Source organism: Chlamydiales bacterium (assembly GCA_041395025.1).
Taxonomy (GTDB): Bacteria; Chlamydiota; Chlamydiia; order Chlamydiales; family JAAKFR01; genus JAJACP01.
Window position 1 is genome coordinate 1,073,524 of sequence record JAWLBH010000001.1, and the last position, 17,561, is coordinate 1,091,084.

15 protein-coding genes and 1 pseudogene are annotated in these 17,561 nt (G+C 36.9%); 10 read left to right on the top strand and 6 right to left on the bottom strand.

Going from position 1 to position 17,561, the window contains the following annotated elements:
• Nucleotides 1-3 precede the first annotated feature (3 nt).
• Nucleotides 4-1,251: a phospho-N-acetylmuramoyl-pentapeptide-transferase gene (gene mraY / locus R3E91_04985; protein ID MEZ5315542.1), complete on the bottom strand. Its 1,248-nt coding sequence runs from the start codon at nucleotides 1,249-1,251 to the stop codon at nucleotides 4-6.
• A 175-nt stretch (nucleotides 1,252-1,426) separates the two neighbouring features.
• On the opposite strand from mraY, the gene R3E91_04990 reads away from it, so the two are divergent.
• Nucleotides 1,427-2,107 (top strand): hypothetical protein, encoded by a 681-nt coding sequence (locus R3E91_04990; protein ID MEZ5315543.1) that lies wholly within the window; start codon nucleotides 1,427-1,429, stop codon nucleotides 2,105-2,107.
• Between the two features lie 97 nt (nucleotides 2,108-2,204).
• Here the strand turns inward: R3E91_04990 and mqnC are convergent.
• A pseudogene (mqnC, locus tag R3E91_04995) lies at nucleotides 2,205-3,230 on the bottom strand (cyclic dehypoxanthinyl futalosine synthase).
• A 110-nt stretch (nucleotides 3,231-3,340) separates the two neighbouring features.
• Between mqnC and R3E91_05000 the strand changes: the two are divergent.
• From R3E91_05000 to R3E91_05020, 5 genes are all read left to right on the top strand, one after another.
• Nucleotides 3,341-4,945, top strand: coding sequence for a hypothetical protein (locus tag R3E91_05000; protein ID MEZ5315544.1), 1,605 nt, complete (start codon nucleotides 3,341-3,343; stop codon nucleotides 4,943-4,945).
• Entirely contained in the window at nucleotides 4,942-5,565 is a 624-nt protein-coding gene (locus R3E91_05005; GenBank protein ID MEZ5315545.1) for an HAD-IB family phosphatase, read from the top strand. Before R3E91_05000 ends, R3E91_05005 begins: the two co-directional genes overlap by 4 nt.
• A gap of 140 nt (nucleotides 5,566-5,705) precedes the next feature.
• Complete coding sequence (gene rsfS, locus R3E91_05010; protein ID MEZ5315546.1) at nucleotides 5,706-6,083, top strand: ribosome silencing factor; 378 nt, start codon at nucleotides 5,706-5,708, stop codon at nucleotides 6,081-6,083.
• Between the two features lie 10 nt (nucleotides 6,084-6,093).
• Nucleotides 6,094-7,347 (top strand): beta-ketoacyl-ACP synthase II, encoded by a 1,254-nt coding sequence (gene fabF / locus R3E91_05015; protein ID MEZ5315547.1) that lies wholly within the window; start codon nucleotides 6,094-6,096, stop codon nucleotides 7,345-7,347.
• Nucleotides 7,348-7,355: 8 nt separating this feature from the next.
• Nucleotides 7,356-7,778, top strand: coding sequence for an NUDIX domain-containing protein (locus tag R3E91_05020; GenBank protein ID MEZ5315548.1), 423 nt, complete (start codon nucleotides 7,356-7,358; stop codon nucleotides 7,776-7,778).
• Between the two features lie 67 nt (nucleotides 7,779-7,845).
• On the opposite strand, the gene R3E91_05025 is transcribed toward R3E91_05020, so the two are convergent.
• A complete protein-coding gene (locus R3E91_05025; GenBank protein ID MEZ5315549.1) occupies nucleotides 7,846-8,520 on the bottom strand; it encodes an inorganic pyrophosphatase in 675 nt (224 codons plus the stop codon).
• A 123-nt stretch (nucleotides 8,521-8,643) separates the two neighbouring features.
• Between R3E91_05025 and R3E91_05030 the strand changes: the two genes are divergently transcribed.
• The 3 genes from R3E91_05030 to cysS all read left to right on the top strand — a co-directional run bounded on the left by R3E91_05030 (nucleotide 8,644) and on the right by cysS (nucleotide 14,113).
• Nucleotides 8,644-9,738 (top strand): Glu/Leu/Phe/Val dehydrogenase dimerization domain-containing protein, encoded by a 1,095-nt coding sequence (locus R3E91_05030; GenBank protein MEZ5315550.1) that lies wholly within the window; start codon nucleotides 8,644-8,646, stop codon nucleotides 9,736-9,738.
• A gap of 151 nt (nucleotides 9,739-9,889) precedes the next feature.
• Nucleotides 9,890-12,565 (top strand): AMP-binding protein, encoded by a 2,676-nt coding sequence (locus tag R3E91_05035; protein MEZ5315551.1) that lies wholly within the window; start codon nucleotides 9,890-9,892, stop codon nucleotides 12,563-12,565.
• 108 nt (nucleotides 12,566-12,673) lie between these two features.
• Nucleotides 12,674-14,113, top strand: a complete 1,440-nt coding sequence (gene cysS, locus R3E91_05040; protein MEZ5315552.1) for a cysteine--tRNA ligase — start codon at nucleotides 12,674-12,676, stop codon at nucleotides 14,111-14,113.
• A 47-nt stretch (nucleotides 14,114-14,160) separates the two neighbouring features.
• Here cysS and lysS read toward each other — a convergent pair whose 3' ends face one another.
• Complete coding sequence (gene lysS, locus R3E91_05045) at nucleotides 14,161-15,732, bottom strand: lysine--tRNA ligase (protein ID MEZ5315553.1); 1,572 nt, start codon at nucleotides 15,730-15,732, stop codon at nucleotides 14,161-14,163.
• A 424-nt stretch (nucleotides 15,733-16,156) separates the two neighbouring features.
• Here lysS and R3E91_05050 point away from each other — a divergent pair, with 424 nt between their 5' ends.
• Entirely contained in the window at nucleotides 16,157-16,522 is a 366-nt protein-coding gene (locus R3E91_05050) for a hypothetical protein (protein MEZ5315554.1), read from the top strand.
• Between the two features lie 560 nt (nucleotides 16,523-17,082).
• Here R3E91_05050 and R3E91_05055 read toward each other — a convergent pair.
• Nucleotides 17,083-17,265: a hypothetical protein gene (locus R3E91_05055; protein MEZ5315555.1), complete on the bottom strand. Its 183-nt coding sequence runs from the start codon at nucleotides 17,263-17,265 to the stop codon at nucleotides 17,083-17,085.
• Nucleotides 17,266-17,290: 25 nt separating this feature from the next.
• A complete protein-coding gene (locus tag R3E91_05060; GenBank protein ID MEZ5315556.1) occupies nucleotides 17,291-17,500 on the bottom strand; it encodes a hypothetical protein in 210 nt (69 codons plus the stop codon).
• Nucleotides 17,501-17,561 lie beyond the last annotated feature (61 nt).

Here is a 17,561-nt window from a genome sequence, read left to right on the forward strand (position 1 = left end):
GATTTATTGAAATTTCAATGTTGCAATCCCAACCATAGCAAGTAGTAGACCAATAATCCAGAAACGCAAGACGACTTTTGTTTCTGCCCATCCTTTGTATTCAAAGTGATGATGAAGAGGAGCACATAAAAAAAGACGTTTTTTTTGACGTAATTTATAGCTGCCTACTTGAAGAATCACTGAAATCGCTTCAATCACAAAAATCCCTCCAATAATCATTAAAAGAAGCTCTCTTTTGAGCAAAACAGCTGATACTCCAATGACTGCTCCAAGAGTAAGCGATCCAGTATCTCCCATAAAGACCTGAGCTGGGTATCCATTATACCAAAGGAAACCTAGTGCGGCTCCTGCAAGAGCGGAAAGATAGATCGCAATTTCTCCACTTCCATCAATATAGAGAATATGTAAGTAACGCGAAAGATCAAGGTGATTAGATACAAAAGCAATAAGAGCAAATGCACTAGCTACAAGCATGAGAATCCCAGTGGCTAAGCCATCAAGACCGTCGGTAAGATTGACAGCATTTGAAGTTCCTGTAATCACAAATATGAAAAAAATCCCCATGAAGAATAACCCTAAGCCAGATAGCTCAAAGATCGGGATTTTAAAAAAAGGAAGGTATAGACGAGCCGCATACTTCTGGGTCGTTAAAGTAAGCAATTCAGTCTGAGCCTCTTCTTTAGCATAGGGAGGAGGAAACCAATCATAGATATGAAGAGCTTGAGTCAGTGGAGTCCATAGTAAATAGAGAGCGATGCAGCAGGAAAAAGCGACTTGTACGGCTAACTTTCTCCTGCCAGGCACACCCTGTTTATTTTTATACCGGAGCTTTAAATAATCATCCACTCCACCAAGTGTCCCAATCACAATTGTGGTGGTAAATAAGATAAGGGTGAAGGGATTTTTGAGATCCATCCAAAGGAAAAGGGAGGTTAACATTGAGGATAAAATTAAAATTCCCCCCATAGTCGGGGTATTATTTTTATTGCGGTGTAACTCTCCTAGTAAAGGACACTCTTCACTTCTTACACGATCTCCAATTTTCCATTCGTAGAGTTTTTTAATAAAATATTTTCCAAAAAAGATCGTAAATAAGAGAGAAACAATAGCAGCTAGAGCCATCCGTGTGGAACAATATTCAAAAACAGCGGGGATTTTTAGATGGAGAGAATTTTTTAAGAATGACAAAAGCAATAGAAGCATAGATGCATTAAAAGGAGAGATAGAAATAATTACCAGAGGCTTTTGCAAGCGAGAAGAAAAATTTCATCACGATATGGCCTTATCTTGTTTACAAAATTTTGATTATTAGTTAATTAAATTTATATTTTTTTATCATACATTAATATTTTGATTAAAAAATCAAATTTTTTGAATTAAATACTATAAATATTCTATTATATGTTTAAATTGATAGGTGTTTTTTATGAAAAAAATAGAGGGAACAGATTCTCATTCATTCATTTCTGAACCTGAAAAAAACAATAAATCAGAGGAAGGAAGACTAAAAGGCAGAAAGATTCGTAAATCGGGAAACCCTATTTCTATTGTATTGAGAAAGATTAGACTGATCAGAAAGGATAGAGCTCAAAGAGAAAAAAGTAAGAGTAGTAGATTGTTAAATCATCAAGTGAGTCATCCCAAAAGAAACCAGCTAAGCCTCTTTTCTAGAATAAGGAATCTAGTCAGAAAATATGTTTCAAAAGAAAAAACACTTGTGCATAGTCCATCAAAGGAAATTTTTTTTGAGCAAGATGACTTCACTGGTAAAATCGCAGAACTCTTACCTGCAAAGCACTATACTTTTATTCGTCATGAATCTCCAGATGAAGGTTACAGTATCTTTTTAGCTCATGAAAGATTAGGTGAAACAAAGAATAGTAATACCATACAAATGGCAGCGATGGGAATCTTGCTTGAAGATCTAAGCAAAGAAATGGAAAAGCTAATTCAATTAGATAATGAGAAAAGAGAGGAGCATAGCGAAGGTAAAGGGGTAAAGAAAGATAACATTGCCTACTATAAATTTTTTGAAATTTCCCCTATACCTGCAAAGGTAAAAAAGTCTTTACCTAAGCCCTTACCCAACCCTCGGGATAAGTTGTAATTGAATTTTAAGATATGAATAAAGAGAGCTTTGAGCTTTTGATTGACTTTTGTTTCTGAGGTTCTAGAGATTCTATCTTTTCGTAGGTGCGTAAGATATTGTAGAATGTATCTCGTTGAGCAGGTTCAAATCCAGCTTGACGAATCATGCGGAGCATCTCCTCATGATCCGCTTCATTGATCCAATTAGTCGCACGGTGGACATTTTCCTCAAGGATAGTCCCCCCAAAATCATCTGCTCCATATTTAAGAGACTTGATCCCAATTTCTTTACCTTCACCAAACCAAGAGGCACTAATATGGTCAAAGTTATCGAGATAGATCCGAGAAAACGCAAGGATTCTAAAATAGGCTTCCTCACCTGCCCAGTTTTTGACTTTATGACGTAAAGCTGTGCGATTTCGTTTATAACTCCAAGGAATGAAAGAGGTAAAACCAGGAACCTTATCTTGAGTAGTGCGCAGAGTCTCAAGATGTTCTACGACCTCTTTGGGTGTTTCGAGATGTCCATACATCATGGTCGCTGTCGTTTTATATCCGATTGTATGTGCAAGATGATGAAAGGAGATCCATCCCTGCGGCTCCATCTTTTTGGGAGAAATTTCTTGTCGAATCTTTTCAGATAAAATTTCAGCACCTCCGCCAGGAATGGTTCTCAAACCTGCTCTCCAAAGTGTCTCAAGGACCTCCCTAAGTGGCATATTTGAAACCCGAGCACAATTCCAAAGTTCAACTGCGCTAAAGAAATGAGGGTGAATTTTAGGAAAGTATTTTCGAGTTTTTTTGACTAAATCAACATAATAGTCAATTTTGAGTGCATCATTTACTCCTCCTTGAAGTAAGACAGTGGTTAATCCCGCCTTTTCTGCTCGTTCTATGTGTTTTAAAACTTCATCCACAGATTTTGTGTAAGCATCTTTTGCATTTTGATGGCGATAAAAAGCGCAGAATTTACAGTCAATGTGACAGACGTTTGTATAATTTGGATTAGAGTCAAGGACAAACGTGACTCTATTAGGAGGGTTTTTAATATTTCGAATATCTTGTGCCCATTTTTGTAAATCAGTTAAAGATGCGTTTTGGAATAAGTCAACTCCCTCCTGATAGGAAATTCTTTCACTCATATTTTGACTCCAATCAATTGACTAAAAGTTATGAAAAAGATTAACATTTCTAATTTGAGTTTTTTTGTCAATTCGCGCTATCTTTTCTCTTTATAGAGCAAATCATTATCATGGAAGAACAAGATCCTTTTAAAAAAGAAATGGTGACATTTCTTAAAAATATCCAAACAATTTCTAATCCTGAAGAGAAATTGCGGGCAAGTCTTTCTTTTATGTCTCAAGCTCTCGTGCATAAAGAAAATCCAAATTTAAAGGGATTTTGGGAAGCTAGAAGGCTTTGTCTACCTTTATTTAAAGAACCGCTTTCTGGATCTATCCGATCTAAATTATGGACTGACTATATCGAATTAACACGTGAAGGACGTCGTCTTAAAAATTTGCTTAGTATAGAAAGTGCATTTGCTGTTAAGCAAATTGATATTGCTATTCTTTCTCTTGAAGATGAAGTCAATGGTTTTCATGCCCAGGATAAATCAGATTTCAAGGATGAACCAAGAGATTTTCATTTTTCTAAAGAACCCCAAAGCTTAAAAGAGAGATCGAGTTTTTATTGTGCTCTTCAAAATCAACTCAATACTTTACATGTGCATGCCTCTCGTATTAATAGTCTTCGTAAAGAATTGATAATAACAGATATGAGAGTCAGACAAAAAAATGAATTTTTTAATCGTCTTTCTTCTATGGGAGATCTAGTTTTTCCTTTGCGTAAGGATTTGATTTGTCAGATTAGTGAGGCATTTGTTAAAGATGTTTCATCTTTTGTTGAAGTCTATCTTTCTGATGAAGCCTCTTCCTATGAAAAAATCTTGAATTCTTTATTTTTTTTGCGTGAAGAGATCAAAAGTTTTCAAGCGATGGCAAAGGTACTGACTTTAAATACTCATGCCTTTTCTCTTACTCGTGAGCAGCTCAGTGGTTTTTGGGATAAATTAAAAGGCATGGAGAAAGAGTGGAAAAAAGAATTAATTAATCGGAAACAAAAATCTCGAAGCAATAGAGATCAGGTGCAAGAAAGAATAGAAAAATTTATCTCTGATTATGCCCAAGCAAAGTATACCTTAGAGGAGGGAAAAAAAGAACTTGAGGCTATTCATCGCTGGATGCGAGAAGTCGAATTAAATCGGAACGATGTTCTTTTTCTTAAAGAAAATTTAGTTAAAGCAAGAAATCAGATAGAGAATGAAGAAAACAAGATTGAGGAGCACCTGCGTGAGCAACAAGAGCAATTGAAAGAAGCAAATCGTGAAAAAATCAAGAAATTTCAAGAAGAAATTGAGAGTTTAGCAGAACAGATCGAGATTGAGAAACCAGAAACATTATCCACAAATCTAATATCTTCTTTTGAAACTTATCGTAAAAAGTTATCTACCATCCCTATGATGAAAGCTGAGCGCCAACGTATGGAAGGTCAATTGAAAACTATACGAGAGCAGTTGATGAAAAAACAGGAGGAGGCACTTCTGCTGTTATCAAGTAATGACCGAGAAACTTTGGATAATTTAAAAAATATCCTTTCTCAACGTAAAGAAAGACGTAAAATGATTAAACATCAGATTGAGGAATACCGTAAGATAAGTAGTGGTTCTAATTTAGATTTTGAAAAAGCTATGCATATTCAGGAATTAATGAATGGTGAAAAAGCCTCTCTTTCTGAATTAGACCAAAGTATCAGCGAAATTGAGAAAAAAATTCGTCAATTTACAGGAAGCTATTGAAACAAGTTAGAGAGGCAGCAGTTTTTGATCTTGATGGCACTCTTTTACGTGAAAATAGTAGTTTTTCTTTTTGCCGATTTTTATGTCGCAAAGGAGTCATTTCCTATACAGATTTTTTCTATTGCGCCTCTTTGTACTCTTGTTATCTTCTTTTTCATCTTTCCCTTGCAAAACTACATGTATTGATTTTTAATCGCCTGTTTCAAGGTCAATCCATTGCCTTTTTAGAAAAATATGTTGCTCCCTTTATTGAGACTCTCACATGGTATGAGCCTGCTCTTGCTCGTTTAGAAGAATTGCGTATGGAGAAATTGGAGATTTATCTATTTTCTAGTAGTCCAATTTTTCTTACGCAACCTATTGGAGAAAAAATTGGGATTCTAAAGGTACAAGCAACTAGTTATACCATTGACACAGAAGGATCTCTTTCGGGGATTGCTTTGTTAATAGATGGAGAAAAAAAGCGTTCTCTTCTTAAAAACCTTGCTAAAGATACCATTGCCTTTTCGGACAGCCATCACGACTTACCCTTTTTAGAATCAGCTCAAGAAGCAGTTGCTGTCAATCCTAATCGTCATCTTGCAAAAATTGCTCGTGCACGTGATTGGGAAATTCTATAGATATCGAGAATGAAAGACGATAATTCCTTAATTCAAGGATTGGCCATTGTTCTCAAATTTTCCTTTATGATTAGAGAATTTGGTCTCTTGAAAAGTTTTGGACTTTATATATTCAATCAATTAAAGTTCGTGGGTCGATAATGAAGAAAAGTCTTTTAGTTTTTCTTAACCAGATCGCTCAGATTCTATTTGATAAAAAAGGGTTTAATATCCTAGCGCTTGATGTTGAACAGATTTCAACATTAACAGATGTTTTTTTGATTGCTGAGGGAAAGGTTGATAAACACGTCATTGGGCTTGCAAATGAATTAATTCATCTCTTAAAGCAAAAAAGCATTATGCCCATCCATGTAGAAGGACTTGATCAAGGAGATTGGGTCGTGATCGACTATGGAAAAGTCATTATTCACTTATTTAAACCGGATATGCGAAAAAAGTATTCCCTCGAGAGGTTATGGCATGAAGGAAAAATTGTTGATTTAGAACTATCAGTTTGTAAACAACAAAAAGGAATTTGAGGAAATTTTTATGAGTAAAAAACGGATTGTAGTCACAGGGATGGGGGTAGTTTCTTGCTTTGGGAACGATGTTGAGATTTTTTATGACGCTTTACTTGCAGGGAAAAGTGGTGTCAAACCGATTAGCAGTTTTTCTTGCGAAGACTATCCCACGCGCTTTGCTGCTCAAGTTCCTGATTTTGATGCAAGTGATTACATTGATCGTAAACAAGAACGCAGAATTGATCCATTTATTCGTTTTGCAACTGTAGCTGGGAAAAAAGCCTTAGAAATGGCACAGATTAATCGTGATGCCCTGGGGAAAATCAATAAAACACGCTCTGGGATTATTATTGGCTCTGGTATGGGAGGATTAAATACCTTTTATGATGGAACTAAAACGTTGATAACAAAAGGTTATCGTCGAATTACTCCTTTCTTTATTCCATTTATCATTACTAACATGGCTGGGGCACTTCTAGCTATTGATCTTGGCTTTATGGGGCCTAATTATTCTATATCCACTGCTTGTGCAACAGCAAACTATAGCATTGTTGCAGCCGCTAATCACATTCGTCAAGGGGATGCAGATTTAATGATTTGTGGTGGATCCGAAGCTGCGATTACCCCTCTTGGTTTAGTGGGATTTATTGCAAATAAAGCGCTTTCTGAGCGTAACGAATCCCCAGAAGGTGCTTCTCGTCCCTGGGATAAAGACAGAGATGGTTTTGTCATGGGAGAAGGAGCCGGCATCCTAGTTCTAGAATCGTTAGAACATGCTATTAGTCGAGGTGCTCCCATTTTAGCTGAATACTTGGGAGGAGCAGTGAGTTGTGATGCTTATCACATGACAGCACCACGTGAAGATGGATCTGGAGTGGCTTTATGTATTGAAAAAGCCTTGAAAGATGGTGATCTCCCTAAAGAGATGATTAATTATATCAATGCGCATGCTACATCGACTCCTTTAGGAGATATAGCTGAGATTGAAGGGATCCATACAGTCTTTGGTTCTCACTCTCGTCATGTTAAGATCAATGCGACCAAGTCGATGATTGGACATTGCTTAGGAGCAGCTGGAGGAGTTGAGGCCATTGCAACAATTCAAGCAATTAGAAGAAGCAAGATTCATCCGACAATTAATCTTTATCATCCTGAACCTTGTCTTGGTGATCTTGATCCTGTTGCTAATATTTCTCAGAATCTAGAGGTGACAGCAGGACTTTCTGAATCCTTTGGATTTGGAGGTCATAATGGAGCAACTATATTTGGCCCTTTTCCATAATATTCTCTATGGAGCATTCTTTTGGCATTATTCCTCTTAGATGGAAAAATAAGAGATGGGAAACATTATTAGTCAAACACATAGCAGGCCATTGGGCTTTTCCTAAGGGCCATCCTAAAGAAGGGGAAAATTTTCAAGAAACAGCCTCTCGTGAACTCTATGAAGAGACCTCTCTGCGTATTGTCCGCTTCCTTCCTTTTAAACCTCTTAGTGAATCTTATGTGATTCAAAAAGAAGGAAGAAAGATTCAAAAGAGAGTGACTTATTTCTTAGCAGAGGTTAAAGAAGAGGTTTCTATTCAGGTTGAGGAGATTGAGGATTTTAAGTGGCTGGCTTTTGAAGAAGTGCAAACAATCGCAACTTTTCCTGAGACCAGAGCTATTAGCTGGGAGGCAGAAAAATATCTTTTCTCACGACATAAGAGGCCTTAGTCAATGAAATGTAATTTTAAGAGGATCTAAGCTTCGGTTAAATTTACTAAATAGACTCTTACTAAGTTTATCTATGAGAAGATTGACAGATTTTAGAGAATTCTTCTTGATAATCTTGTTGAGAGAGACGAATGATCTCTTTTGCTTCTTCTCTACCATAAAGATTGAGGATTTCCATTCGTTGAGAATTTTTTTGCATGAGATCTTCAGGAGATTCTTTGTAAGTAAGGAAATAATGCATCAGGCGCTCAATCAAATTAAACGGACAATCTTTAATATCTTGAATGTCTTTGTAGACTAGATCTTCTTTTAAGACGGCTATAATTTTATCATCTGCTTGATTGCCGTCAATCGCTCGAATGCCACCTATGGGTTTTGCAGTCACCAAGATATCGCCTCGTAAGATCGGTTTTTCAGTGAGGATGCAGATATCGAGAGGATCATGATCACCTTCAATATTCTGACGGCCTATTTTTTCACTACAAAAGGTACCCACTAATTTACCTGCATAAGTCTGGGGAATCAGACCGTATAGTGTTGGACAGTGGTTAGAATATTTTTGAGGACGATCTGCTTTTAATAAACCTGTTTTTTTATCAAGTTCAAATTTTACTGTATCAGTGGGGACAATCTCGATGTAGCAGTGGAGTTCATCAGGTGCATTCTCCCCAATATCCACCCCATGCCAAGGGTGAGCACGGCAAAAGCTATTGATCAAATCCCGTATTTCCTCAGTTTTCATATCAAATCCTTTTTTTACCTATCAAGGAATGCATTTTAATCTACACATTTTCAAGAGTCAAGCTTCATTGACTTTAAGCTTTTTTTATAGGATAATAAGCTGCTCAAATTTTTGAGGTATAAAATGGGAAAAGTTGCAGGGCTAATATTCAATGAAATCAAAGTCGAGGGATATGAATCTGTCATAGAGGTCATCGATGAACCCACAGGACTGCATGCAATTATTGCTTTGCATAATACATCCCTTGGGCCTACTCTAGGAGGCATTCGTGCTTATCCCTATCCCAGTTTTAAAGAGGCACTCCAAGATGCCCTGCGTTTGGCAAAAGCGATGACCTATAAGGCTGCAATTGCTGAAACAGGGACAGGAGGAGGGAAGAGTGTAATCATCTCTGATCCGAAAAAGCCAAAATCAAAAGAGCTTCTTTTAGCTTTTGCTGAAGCGGTAAATACTCTCGAAGGAACATATATTTGTGCAGAAGATGTTGGAGTCCGTATGGATGATCTTGCAGTGATTCGTCAAGGGACGCATTTTGCGGTAGGTCTACCACATCCAAAATCGAGTGGAGACCCTTCTCCTTTTACGGCTTATGGTGGGTTTTTAGGTCTCAAAGCTTTAGCAAGACAATTATGGGGTGTCGATTCTCTTAAGGGGCGTACAGTCGCAATTCAAGGTTTAGGTGCTGTAGGACGTCGACTCGCTGAATACCTTTTTTGGGAAGGAGCTCAGCTAGTTGTGACAGATCTTAAAGAGGATATTGTTCAACAAATTGTACGTGATTATGGAGCCATTGCTGTTAAACCTAGTGAGATCTATAGATTTCCATGCGATATTTTTGCCCCATGTGCTCTGGGAGGGATACTGAATCATGAAACGATTCCTCTGCTTCTTTGTAAAGGCATTGCTGGCTTAGCGAATAACCAACTGCATACAGAGGCTGATGGACAAGCTTTAATGAATCGTGGTATTCTCTACTCTCCTGATTATGTTGTGAACTCTGGTGGGTTATTAAACGTATGTATGGAAATTGAGAAGGTGGGTTATAACCCTCTTATTGCTCGTCAACGATTAGAAAGGATTTATGATCGTCTGTTGAGGATTTATGACCTTTCTGAAAAAAAGGGGCTTCCAACCAATCTCATTGCTAATGAATTAGCTCACTATAATCTGCAAAAAGGGGTTGGGAAAAGGAAAGAACCGGTCATTTTTCACCATTAAGTGTTGATAATTCATTAGAATTCTCCTTTTTTTCCTTCAATCTAATCAAGTACTCTTTCTATTTTCTGATTTATTGAGAAATCCTTCTTGTCTTCCCCGTAATGGATAGCTAATGTAAACAATTTACTTAGGTCTCCATTAGGATGTTTTTATGAAGATGATATTAGAATATTTTTACTATATTCTCGTTAGGTTGCTTCTTTCTTTGCGTTATCGAATAAAATTGAAAGGATTTAAGGAGCTTAAAAAAGTCAAATTTCCTCATCAAGGAGGGATTCTTTTTTTGGCTAATCACCCTGCTAAAATTGATCCCTGTATTTTACTGCGTATTTTATGGCTAAGATATCGTCCACATCCAGTTGCTATTGATTCTCTTTTTTGGCAACCTCTTGTGGGGTATCTCTTGAAGTTTATTAGAGCGCTTTCAATTCCAAACTTTGATCTTTCAGCGAATAGTTATAAAAAACGTCAATTTGATAAAACCTATGAGGAGATCTTTGGCCTTCTTAATCGCAATGAAAATCTTCTGATTTATCCTTCTGGTAGTTTGAAGCATCAAGCAAAAGAGAAGATTGGTGGGGCTTCTGGAGTTCATGCGATTTTACAAAGAGCTCCTGAGACTAATGTTGTACTGATTCGGACGAGAGGGTTATGGGGGAGTAGTTTTTCTCGTGCATTAACAGGAAAAACTCCTGATTTGATGAAGACATTGAAACAAGGAATATGGGTGGTATTAAAAAATGGAATTTTTTTTACACCTCGACGAGAGGTGATTGTAGAATGTGCAGTTGCCCCTCCGAATTTTTCGAAAGATTGGGATAGACTTACACTGAATCGGTATTTAGAAAATTGGTATAATTCTCCCGATTCTGAACCTATAAAACTCGTCTCTTTTAGTTTCTGGAAAGAAGATCTACCTCAATGTTCTATTGAAGTAGATGATGAAGAGATCTCTCTAATAGATATTCCAGAAGAGATTAAACAAAAGGTATTGCAGGAGGTGAGTAGATTAACAAAAAGACCAATGGATAAGATTCGTCTTTCAGACGATTTATCTACGGATCTTGGACTTGATTCGCTGGATATGGCAGAATTGATCTTTGTGATTAGAGAGTATTACGGGATTTCTGAGATACATAAGTCAGATTTAACGAGTGTAGGAAAGTTGATGACTTTTGCTGCTGGATTATCAATAAAAAAAGCAGAGAAGGAAAGTTCGGATCATGATCGGGTGAAAGAAAAAGGACGTCCATCTCCATTTTATCCTGAAGGAGAGACAATTTTTGAGGTCTTTTTTAAAACATGCGATCGGATGCAAAATTATATGGCCTGTGTTGATCAATCCCAAGGAAAGGTTTCATATAAAAAACTTAAAATGGGTGTGCTTCTTCTGACTGAAAAGATGAAAAAGATTCCAGAAAAAAACATAGGAATCATGTTACCCGCTTCAGTCGCTGTCAATATGTTATCTATTGCAACAATGTTAGCAGGAAAAATTCCTGTCATGATTAATTGGACATTGGGTAGATCGAATTTACGTTCAATCATTGAACAGTCCAACACTAAAGTAATTTTGAGTTCTTGGGATTTCATAGATCATCTAGATCATATTGATTTCGATGGAATTGAAGATCAGATTGTTCTTCTTGAAAAGATTAAGTATACATTTTTGGAGAAATGTAAGGCTTTTTTACACGCATATAAAAAACCAGATGCATTGGTTAAAATTCTGGATGCCGATCGGATCAAAAAAGAAGATACCGCTGTGATTCTTTTTACAAGTGGCACGGAAAGCAAACCGAAAGGAGTGCCTCTGAGTCATGAAAATATTTTAGCCAATCAAAGGGGAGCTTATGCCTACGTGGATGTAAAAAATGAGGATATTATGTTAGGTGTCCTTCCTCCTTTCCACTCCTTTGGTTTTTCAGTGACGGGACTTTTTCCTATTCTTACCGGCTTACCTGTTGTCTATAGTCCTAATCCAACAGAAAGTCGTCGGATTGTTAACACCATGGCTAATTGGTCGATCACGATTTTTTGCATCGCACCCACTTTTTTGAAAAACTTGCTTAGAGTAGGAACGAGACATCATTTTCACTCATTGCGTTTGGTTGTGACAGGGGCTGAAAAAACTTCGAAAGAAATGTATGAAGAGTTAAAAAATTTGAATCCTAATACAATGCTCATTGAAGGATATGGGATTACTGAGTGTAGTCCAATCCTGACACTTAATCCACCTAATGCCCCTATTCGCGGGGTTGGAGTTCCACTTCCTGGAGTTGAGCTTCTTATCGTCGATCCAGAGACTTTTAGTTTGATGGATACTGGACAACAGGGATTAATTTTAGCACGTGGAGCGAATATTTTTCGTGGTTACTTAAATCCTTATCTTTCCTCTCCCTTTATTAAGATCAGAAACAAATTATGGTATCAAACAGGGGATTTGGGTGCGATGGATAAACAGGGGTATTTGACCCTATCAGGTAGATTAAAGCGGTTTATTAAAATTGCAGGAGAGATGGTCAGCCTAGGTGCAATTGAGGAGGTTCTCATTGGGGCTGCTAAGCAAAGAGGATGGAGGGCACATTCTGGTCACTTATTCGCTCTTTGTCCTGTAGAAGAGGTAGGTAAAAAAAGTGAAATCCATCTTTTTACAATATTTGATCTATCAGTCGATCAAGTAAACCATATTCTACGTGAACAGGGAATGAGTAATCTGATTAAGATCTCTAGTACGATTAAAGTCACTACGATTCCTATTTTAGGAACAGGCAAAATCGATTACAAATCTTTACGCAACCAACTAGAAAATTTACGAAAACAATAGAATTGATCTCTGACATTTGCATAAAGGCATGAAACATTTAACATACTGATCAACACTATGGATGGTGACGAGATACATTGAAAGGGGTTGTTCGATAAGGAGCTCTATATGGATGAGAAAAGATTTATATTTCCAAAACTTCCTATCTATCTTTATAATACTGCAACACGAAAAAAAGAGATATTTCGTCCTCAAAATACCCATGTTCGGATGTATACATGTGGTCCAACTATCTATGATTATGCTCATATCGGAAATTTTCGTACCTATGTCTTTGAAGATCTTCTTCGTCGTACTCTAAAATTTTTTGGTTATCAAGTACATCAGGTGATGAATTTGACGGATATTGATGATAAAACGATTCGTGGTTCAATAACACACTCACAAACCCTTAAAGAGTTTACTGAACCTTATAAAAATGCATTTTTTGCAGATATTGACACTCTTGGTTTAGAAAGGGCTGAAAACTATCCCTCTGCTACTGACCATATTCCTCATATGATCACTTTTATTCAACACCTTCTTGATCAGGGGATGGCTTATCAAAGTAAAGATAAAAGCATTTACTATGCTATTGATAAATTTCCTCATTATGGACAGCTTTCCCATTTAGATGTGAGTAAAATAGGATTAGGTCATAAACAGATTGTATCTGATGAGTATGAAAAAGAGAATCTAGGAGATTTTGTCCTCTGGAAGGCACATAATCTAGAACGAGATGGAAATATCTTTTGGGAGAGTCCATTTGGCCCTGGTCGGCCTGGTTGGCATATCGAATGCTCAACGATGGCACGCCATTTTTTAGGAGAAACACTAGATCTTCATGTCGGTGGTGTGGACAACATTTTTCCTCATCATGAGAATGAAAAGGCGCAATCTGAAGCGCTTTCTGGGAAAAAATTTGTTTCGTATTGGCTTCATGCTGAACATCTTGTTGTGAATCATAAGAAAATGTCTAAAAGTCTTAAAAATTTTTATACTTTACGTGATTTGTTAGATAGAGGGTATCAAGGAATGCAAGTACGTTATATGTTAATGCATACCCATTATCGTACTTGTCTTAACTTTACTTTTAAGGGAATGGAGGGAGCTAAAGTCGCTTTACAACGTCTGAATGATTTTGTCTATAGAATGGAAGAACTATCCGAATCTAGTCATCCAACAGGATCTTGTGATCAGCCTCTTCAAGAGGCGATTAATTTTTTTAGTCAAGCCATGGCTGATGATTTGAATATCTCAGTAGCTTTAGGTGCAGTTTTTGAGATGATGCGTGGAGTCAATCATCTATATGATGAGGGGATGATGAATGGTGGAGATGCCTATCAAGTCCTGATTGTGTTAAAAAAATTCAATTCTCTGCTCGGTGTTTTATCTCTGAATCAATTAGAAAATATTCCTAACCATCTTCAAGAGATGCTTAAAGCGCGTAACGAAGCAAGGGCTGTAAAAGATTGGATACTCGCAGATCGTCTGAGAGATGAGATTCATCAGAATGGCTACCTCATTGAAGATACGCCTCTTGGATCTAGACTCAAAAAACATAGTTAAAATCTCAAAACACACGATTCCAAGAATCAAATGATTGGATGAAAGCTCTACGAAGTATTGGAGATTTTCATCATCGGAAAATAAAGTACATCGCGAATCGAACTTGCATCGGTAAAAAGCATGGCTAGACGATCTAATCCAATTCCAAGACCTCCAGCAGGAGGCATGCCTTGGTAGATTGCCTCAAGAAATTCTTCATCTAAAGGATGGGCTTCCTGATTCCCTGCTTCATATTTTAAAGCCTGGATCTCTAAGAGTTCTCGCTGAAGAAGGGGATCGTTGAGCTCAGAATAGGCATTACATATCTCTTTCCCGAGAAAAAAACTTTCAAATCTTTCAACTATTCCCTCTTTTTTTTCCTCCGGCTTACGGTGAGGTTTACATAAAGGAGTGGTTTCAATCGGGTGATCAGTGATGTGATGGGGTTGAATTAGCTTTGAAACGACAAATTCGTCAAATAGCATGGCAATTAATCCTCCTCGTGAAGATGAGGCAATGATTGTGGGTTCGATATCAGTTTGATCTTGAAGCAAACGGTGAATATCTGTATCAAGAAGATAGTTGACATCAAAATTTGCATAATTTTTTATACTCTCCTTCATTGTCATTCTTTTCCAAGGAAGCCCAACATCAATTACCACCTCTTCTCCATTCAGATGATAAGGGATTTTCGTTGTTTGGAACAATTTTATCGCAATTTGCTCAATCAATTTTTCCACAAAGTTCATCATCTTGTTGTAGTCCCAATAAGCAGCATAAGCTTCGAGCATCGTAAATTCTGGATTGTGGGTTCTGTCTATTCCTTCATTGCGAAAGACTTTTCCAATTTCATAGATACGCTCAAACCCTCCAACTAGAATTTTTTTTAAAGGAATTTCAAGAGAGGTACGTAAAAAGACATTTTGATTCATAGCATGAACATAGGAACAAAATGGGCGTGCTTCTGCTCCACCATAGAGATTTTGTAAGACTGGTGTTTCTACTTCCAAAAATCTTGCTTCATCTAAAAAATCCCGAATGATACGGATCATTCTACTACGAGTAATAAAGGTAGACCTAACCTCTTCATGAGCGATTAAATCCAGCCATCGTTTGCGATAGCGCATTTCTTTATCAGCCAGTCCACTATGCTTTTCAGGAAGAGGAAGAAGTGTTTTACATAAGAGGGTGAATTGTTTAACAAAAATGGTGAGTTCTCTTTTTCCTGTACGAAACAGATGACCTTGAACCCCTACCCAATCTCCAAGATCAATCCTTTTTTCGATAAATTTTAATCCAGTGAGTTCGTTGTCTTCTAATCCCTGAAGAGTAGTCAATTCTCGATTCAACATGAGCTGGATCGTACGATGAGCTCCTTGTATATGAGCAAAAGCATTTTTCCCCATCGCTCTAAAGAGAATTAATCGTCCTCCAATACAGACCTCTTCTGTCTCTCCTTTTGCCGCTTTTTCACTATCCCCAATCGGCTGATCAAAATACTCTTCTAGAATTTGTTCTATAGTATGGCTAGGAGAAAAACAATGAGGATAGGGTTCAATGGAGACTTGTCGAATTGATTCTAATTTTTTTAAACGGTTTTTAAATTCTTCGTATTGATAATAATAAGGTTTTTCAGCCATTTTCCCTGTCATGTTTTTACGAGATCAATAACTAAAAGAAGAGGATTTTTTAGTTCGATCAAATTACAAAAGGTGTCAATCTTCTTGTGATTTTTTACTCAATCTAATAGAAATGAAAATAAAAATCTCTCAAAAATTGTTTTTTATAAGATTGATAGTCAATGAATGGTGAGAGAGTTTGTCTACAAGATGCATGAAGCATAGATCAATCTGATGGCAATTTAATAAAATTTTTTTTAAATTGAAATTTATTTTGAACGATTTTGCCTAGAGCTAAGCTTTAGCCCCTCTGCATTTAAACAATCGCTTTCTTTTAGTCCAGTCATCATTTTATTTAAATTCAGGTAAGGTGATCCGTAGATATTTGGGATAGTAGAGAGACTCTATTTACAATCACTAACTGCTTTGGAAGTTTACGAAACATTTGATTGAAATCTTTTTTAAAGAGATTGAATTTATTGAAAATCATCCTAGATCTTTAGATTATTCCATCCTGCAGGAATCGTGGCTCTTACAAGCTTCAGAAGATGATCAAATAAAGTCTCAACATTCAGATCTAGTTAAGATTTGGGATATCCAAATTGAGATATTTAAACTTATCCCCTATCGACTTCCTCTATCTTCAGGTGAGGATGAGGATTTTACGGATGAGAAGTTATTAAAGATAAAAACTCAGATAAAAATTGACCATTCAACCAATGCCGAACTTCTGAAAAGATGGATGCTGAAAGGATGCAATATATTCAACTTCTATATGCCTCATTGCATCATAGGTCAGATTTATAATTAATGAATATATTTTAAAACATCGATCAGATTCTGCTTTTTACAATTGCCAAGGTTTATCCGCCAAGGAGATCACAGATATTGGGTATATCCCAAATCCTAATGAAAATTCTCCATTTGCTATAGCAATTGTCAGGGGGAATGTAGCCGTTTTTCAGTTTTTATTTCAGCAAATAAAAGATAATATTCAACCATGATATGGATTGAAAGTGAATGGCAACCCTTAAGTGTTAGCGATGATTCCGATTAACAAGTCTGAAGAGTTGAGTTATAAAATTTTGGCTACGCTTTTAGCGCATGGATTTGATCCCTTGGCGGCTAGTGATCAGGGGATTCAAGCAATATAGCGGCTCAATTCAAATACGATAGGTGTGTCGAGGTTGTGATTAATTAACCCGGCATAAACGTCAATAGTCTAGGATTAGGAGGGGACACCGCCTTGCATTTTGCTTTACCGCTCCCTACATATCACACCTTGGATCTTGTAAATGATAGGGAGAAGACAAAAAAGATTGTGGAATTATTACTAGATGTAGGTGCTTAATGGAGAGGGAAAATGGCCGATCAATATCGAGTAATAATCTCATAACCTCCTGCATGATCTAGTAGAATTAAAAAAAGGTCATTAAACCCTTTTTCCATCGCTCTTAATAACACAGTCTCCATAATAGATTTCTCCGTGACCTTTTGAGTATCTAATACCATCTTGACAAATACCCATATCTTATTTTCTTGACCATTTTCCATGATCTGGACAAGCAATCGCTTTATATCAATCTTGAGTAGCTAACATCAAAAATTTCAAATACTGATCATTATTAATAGTTGCTGGGTCGAATAATTCCTCGACTATGGCCATATCATTGTGGCTTATCGCATACTCGATCGGAAATTTTCCTTCTGTACTTAGATGATTTCTACTCTCTGGACAGGCATCCAATATCATACGAACAATCTCTAAATCTCCCCTCTCAACTGCCATATGAAGATAAGCGCTATAAAGGCTTTCTAGAAGAAAAGATAAAAAAGTCTACATCTAATGC

Excerpts from the sequence above, each read along its gene's own strand:
- R3E91_04990 (MEZ5315543.1), top strand. The coding sequence starts at position 1,427 with ATGAAAAAAATAGAGGGAACAGATTCTCATTCATTCATTTCTGAACCT.
- R3E91_05000 (MEZ5315544.1), top strand. The coding sequence starts at position 3,341 with ATGGAAGAACAAGATCCTTTTAAAAAAGAAATGGTGACATTTCTTAAA.
- rsfS (MEZ5315546.1), top strand. The coding sequence starts at position 5,706 with ATGAAGAAAAGTCTTTTAGTTTTTCTTAACCAGATCGCTCAGATTCTA.
- fabF (MEZ5315547.1), top strand. The coding sequence starts at position 6,094 with ATGAGTAAAAAACGGATTGTAGTCACAGGGATGGGGGTAGTTTCTTGC.
- R3E91_05020 (MEZ5315548.1), top strand. The coding sequence starts at position 7,356 with ATGGAGCATTCTTTTGGCATTATTCCTCTTAGATGGAAAAATAAGAGA.
- R3E91_05025 (MEZ5315549.1), bottom strand. The coding sequence starts at position 8,520 with ATGAAAACTGAGGAAATACGGGATTTGATCAATAGCTTTTGCCGTGCT.
- R3E91_05030 (MEZ5315550.1), top strand. The coding sequence starts at position 8,644 with ATGGGAAAAGTTGCAGGGCTAATATTCAATGAAATCAAAGTCGAGGGA.
- R3E91_05035 (MEZ5315551.1), top strand. The coding sequence starts at position 9,890 with ATGAAGATGATATTAGAATATTTTTACTATATTCTCGTTAGGTTGCTT.
- cysS (MEZ5315552.1), top strand. The coding sequence starts at position 12,674 with ATGGATGAGAAAAGATTTATATTTCCAAAACTTCCTATCTATCTTTAT.
- lysS (MEZ5315553.1), bottom strand. The coding sequence starts at position 15,732 with ATGGCTGAAAAACCTTATTATTATCAATACGAAGAATTTAAAAACCGT.
- R3E91_05055 (MEZ5315555.1), bottom strand. The coding sequence starts at position 17,265 with ATGGAAAATGGTCAAGAAAATAAGATATGGGTATTTGTCAAGATGGTA.
- R3E91_05060 (MEZ5315556.1), bottom strand. The coding sequence starts at position 17,500 with ATGGCAGTTGAGAGGGGAGATTTAGAGATTGTTCGTATGATATTGGAT.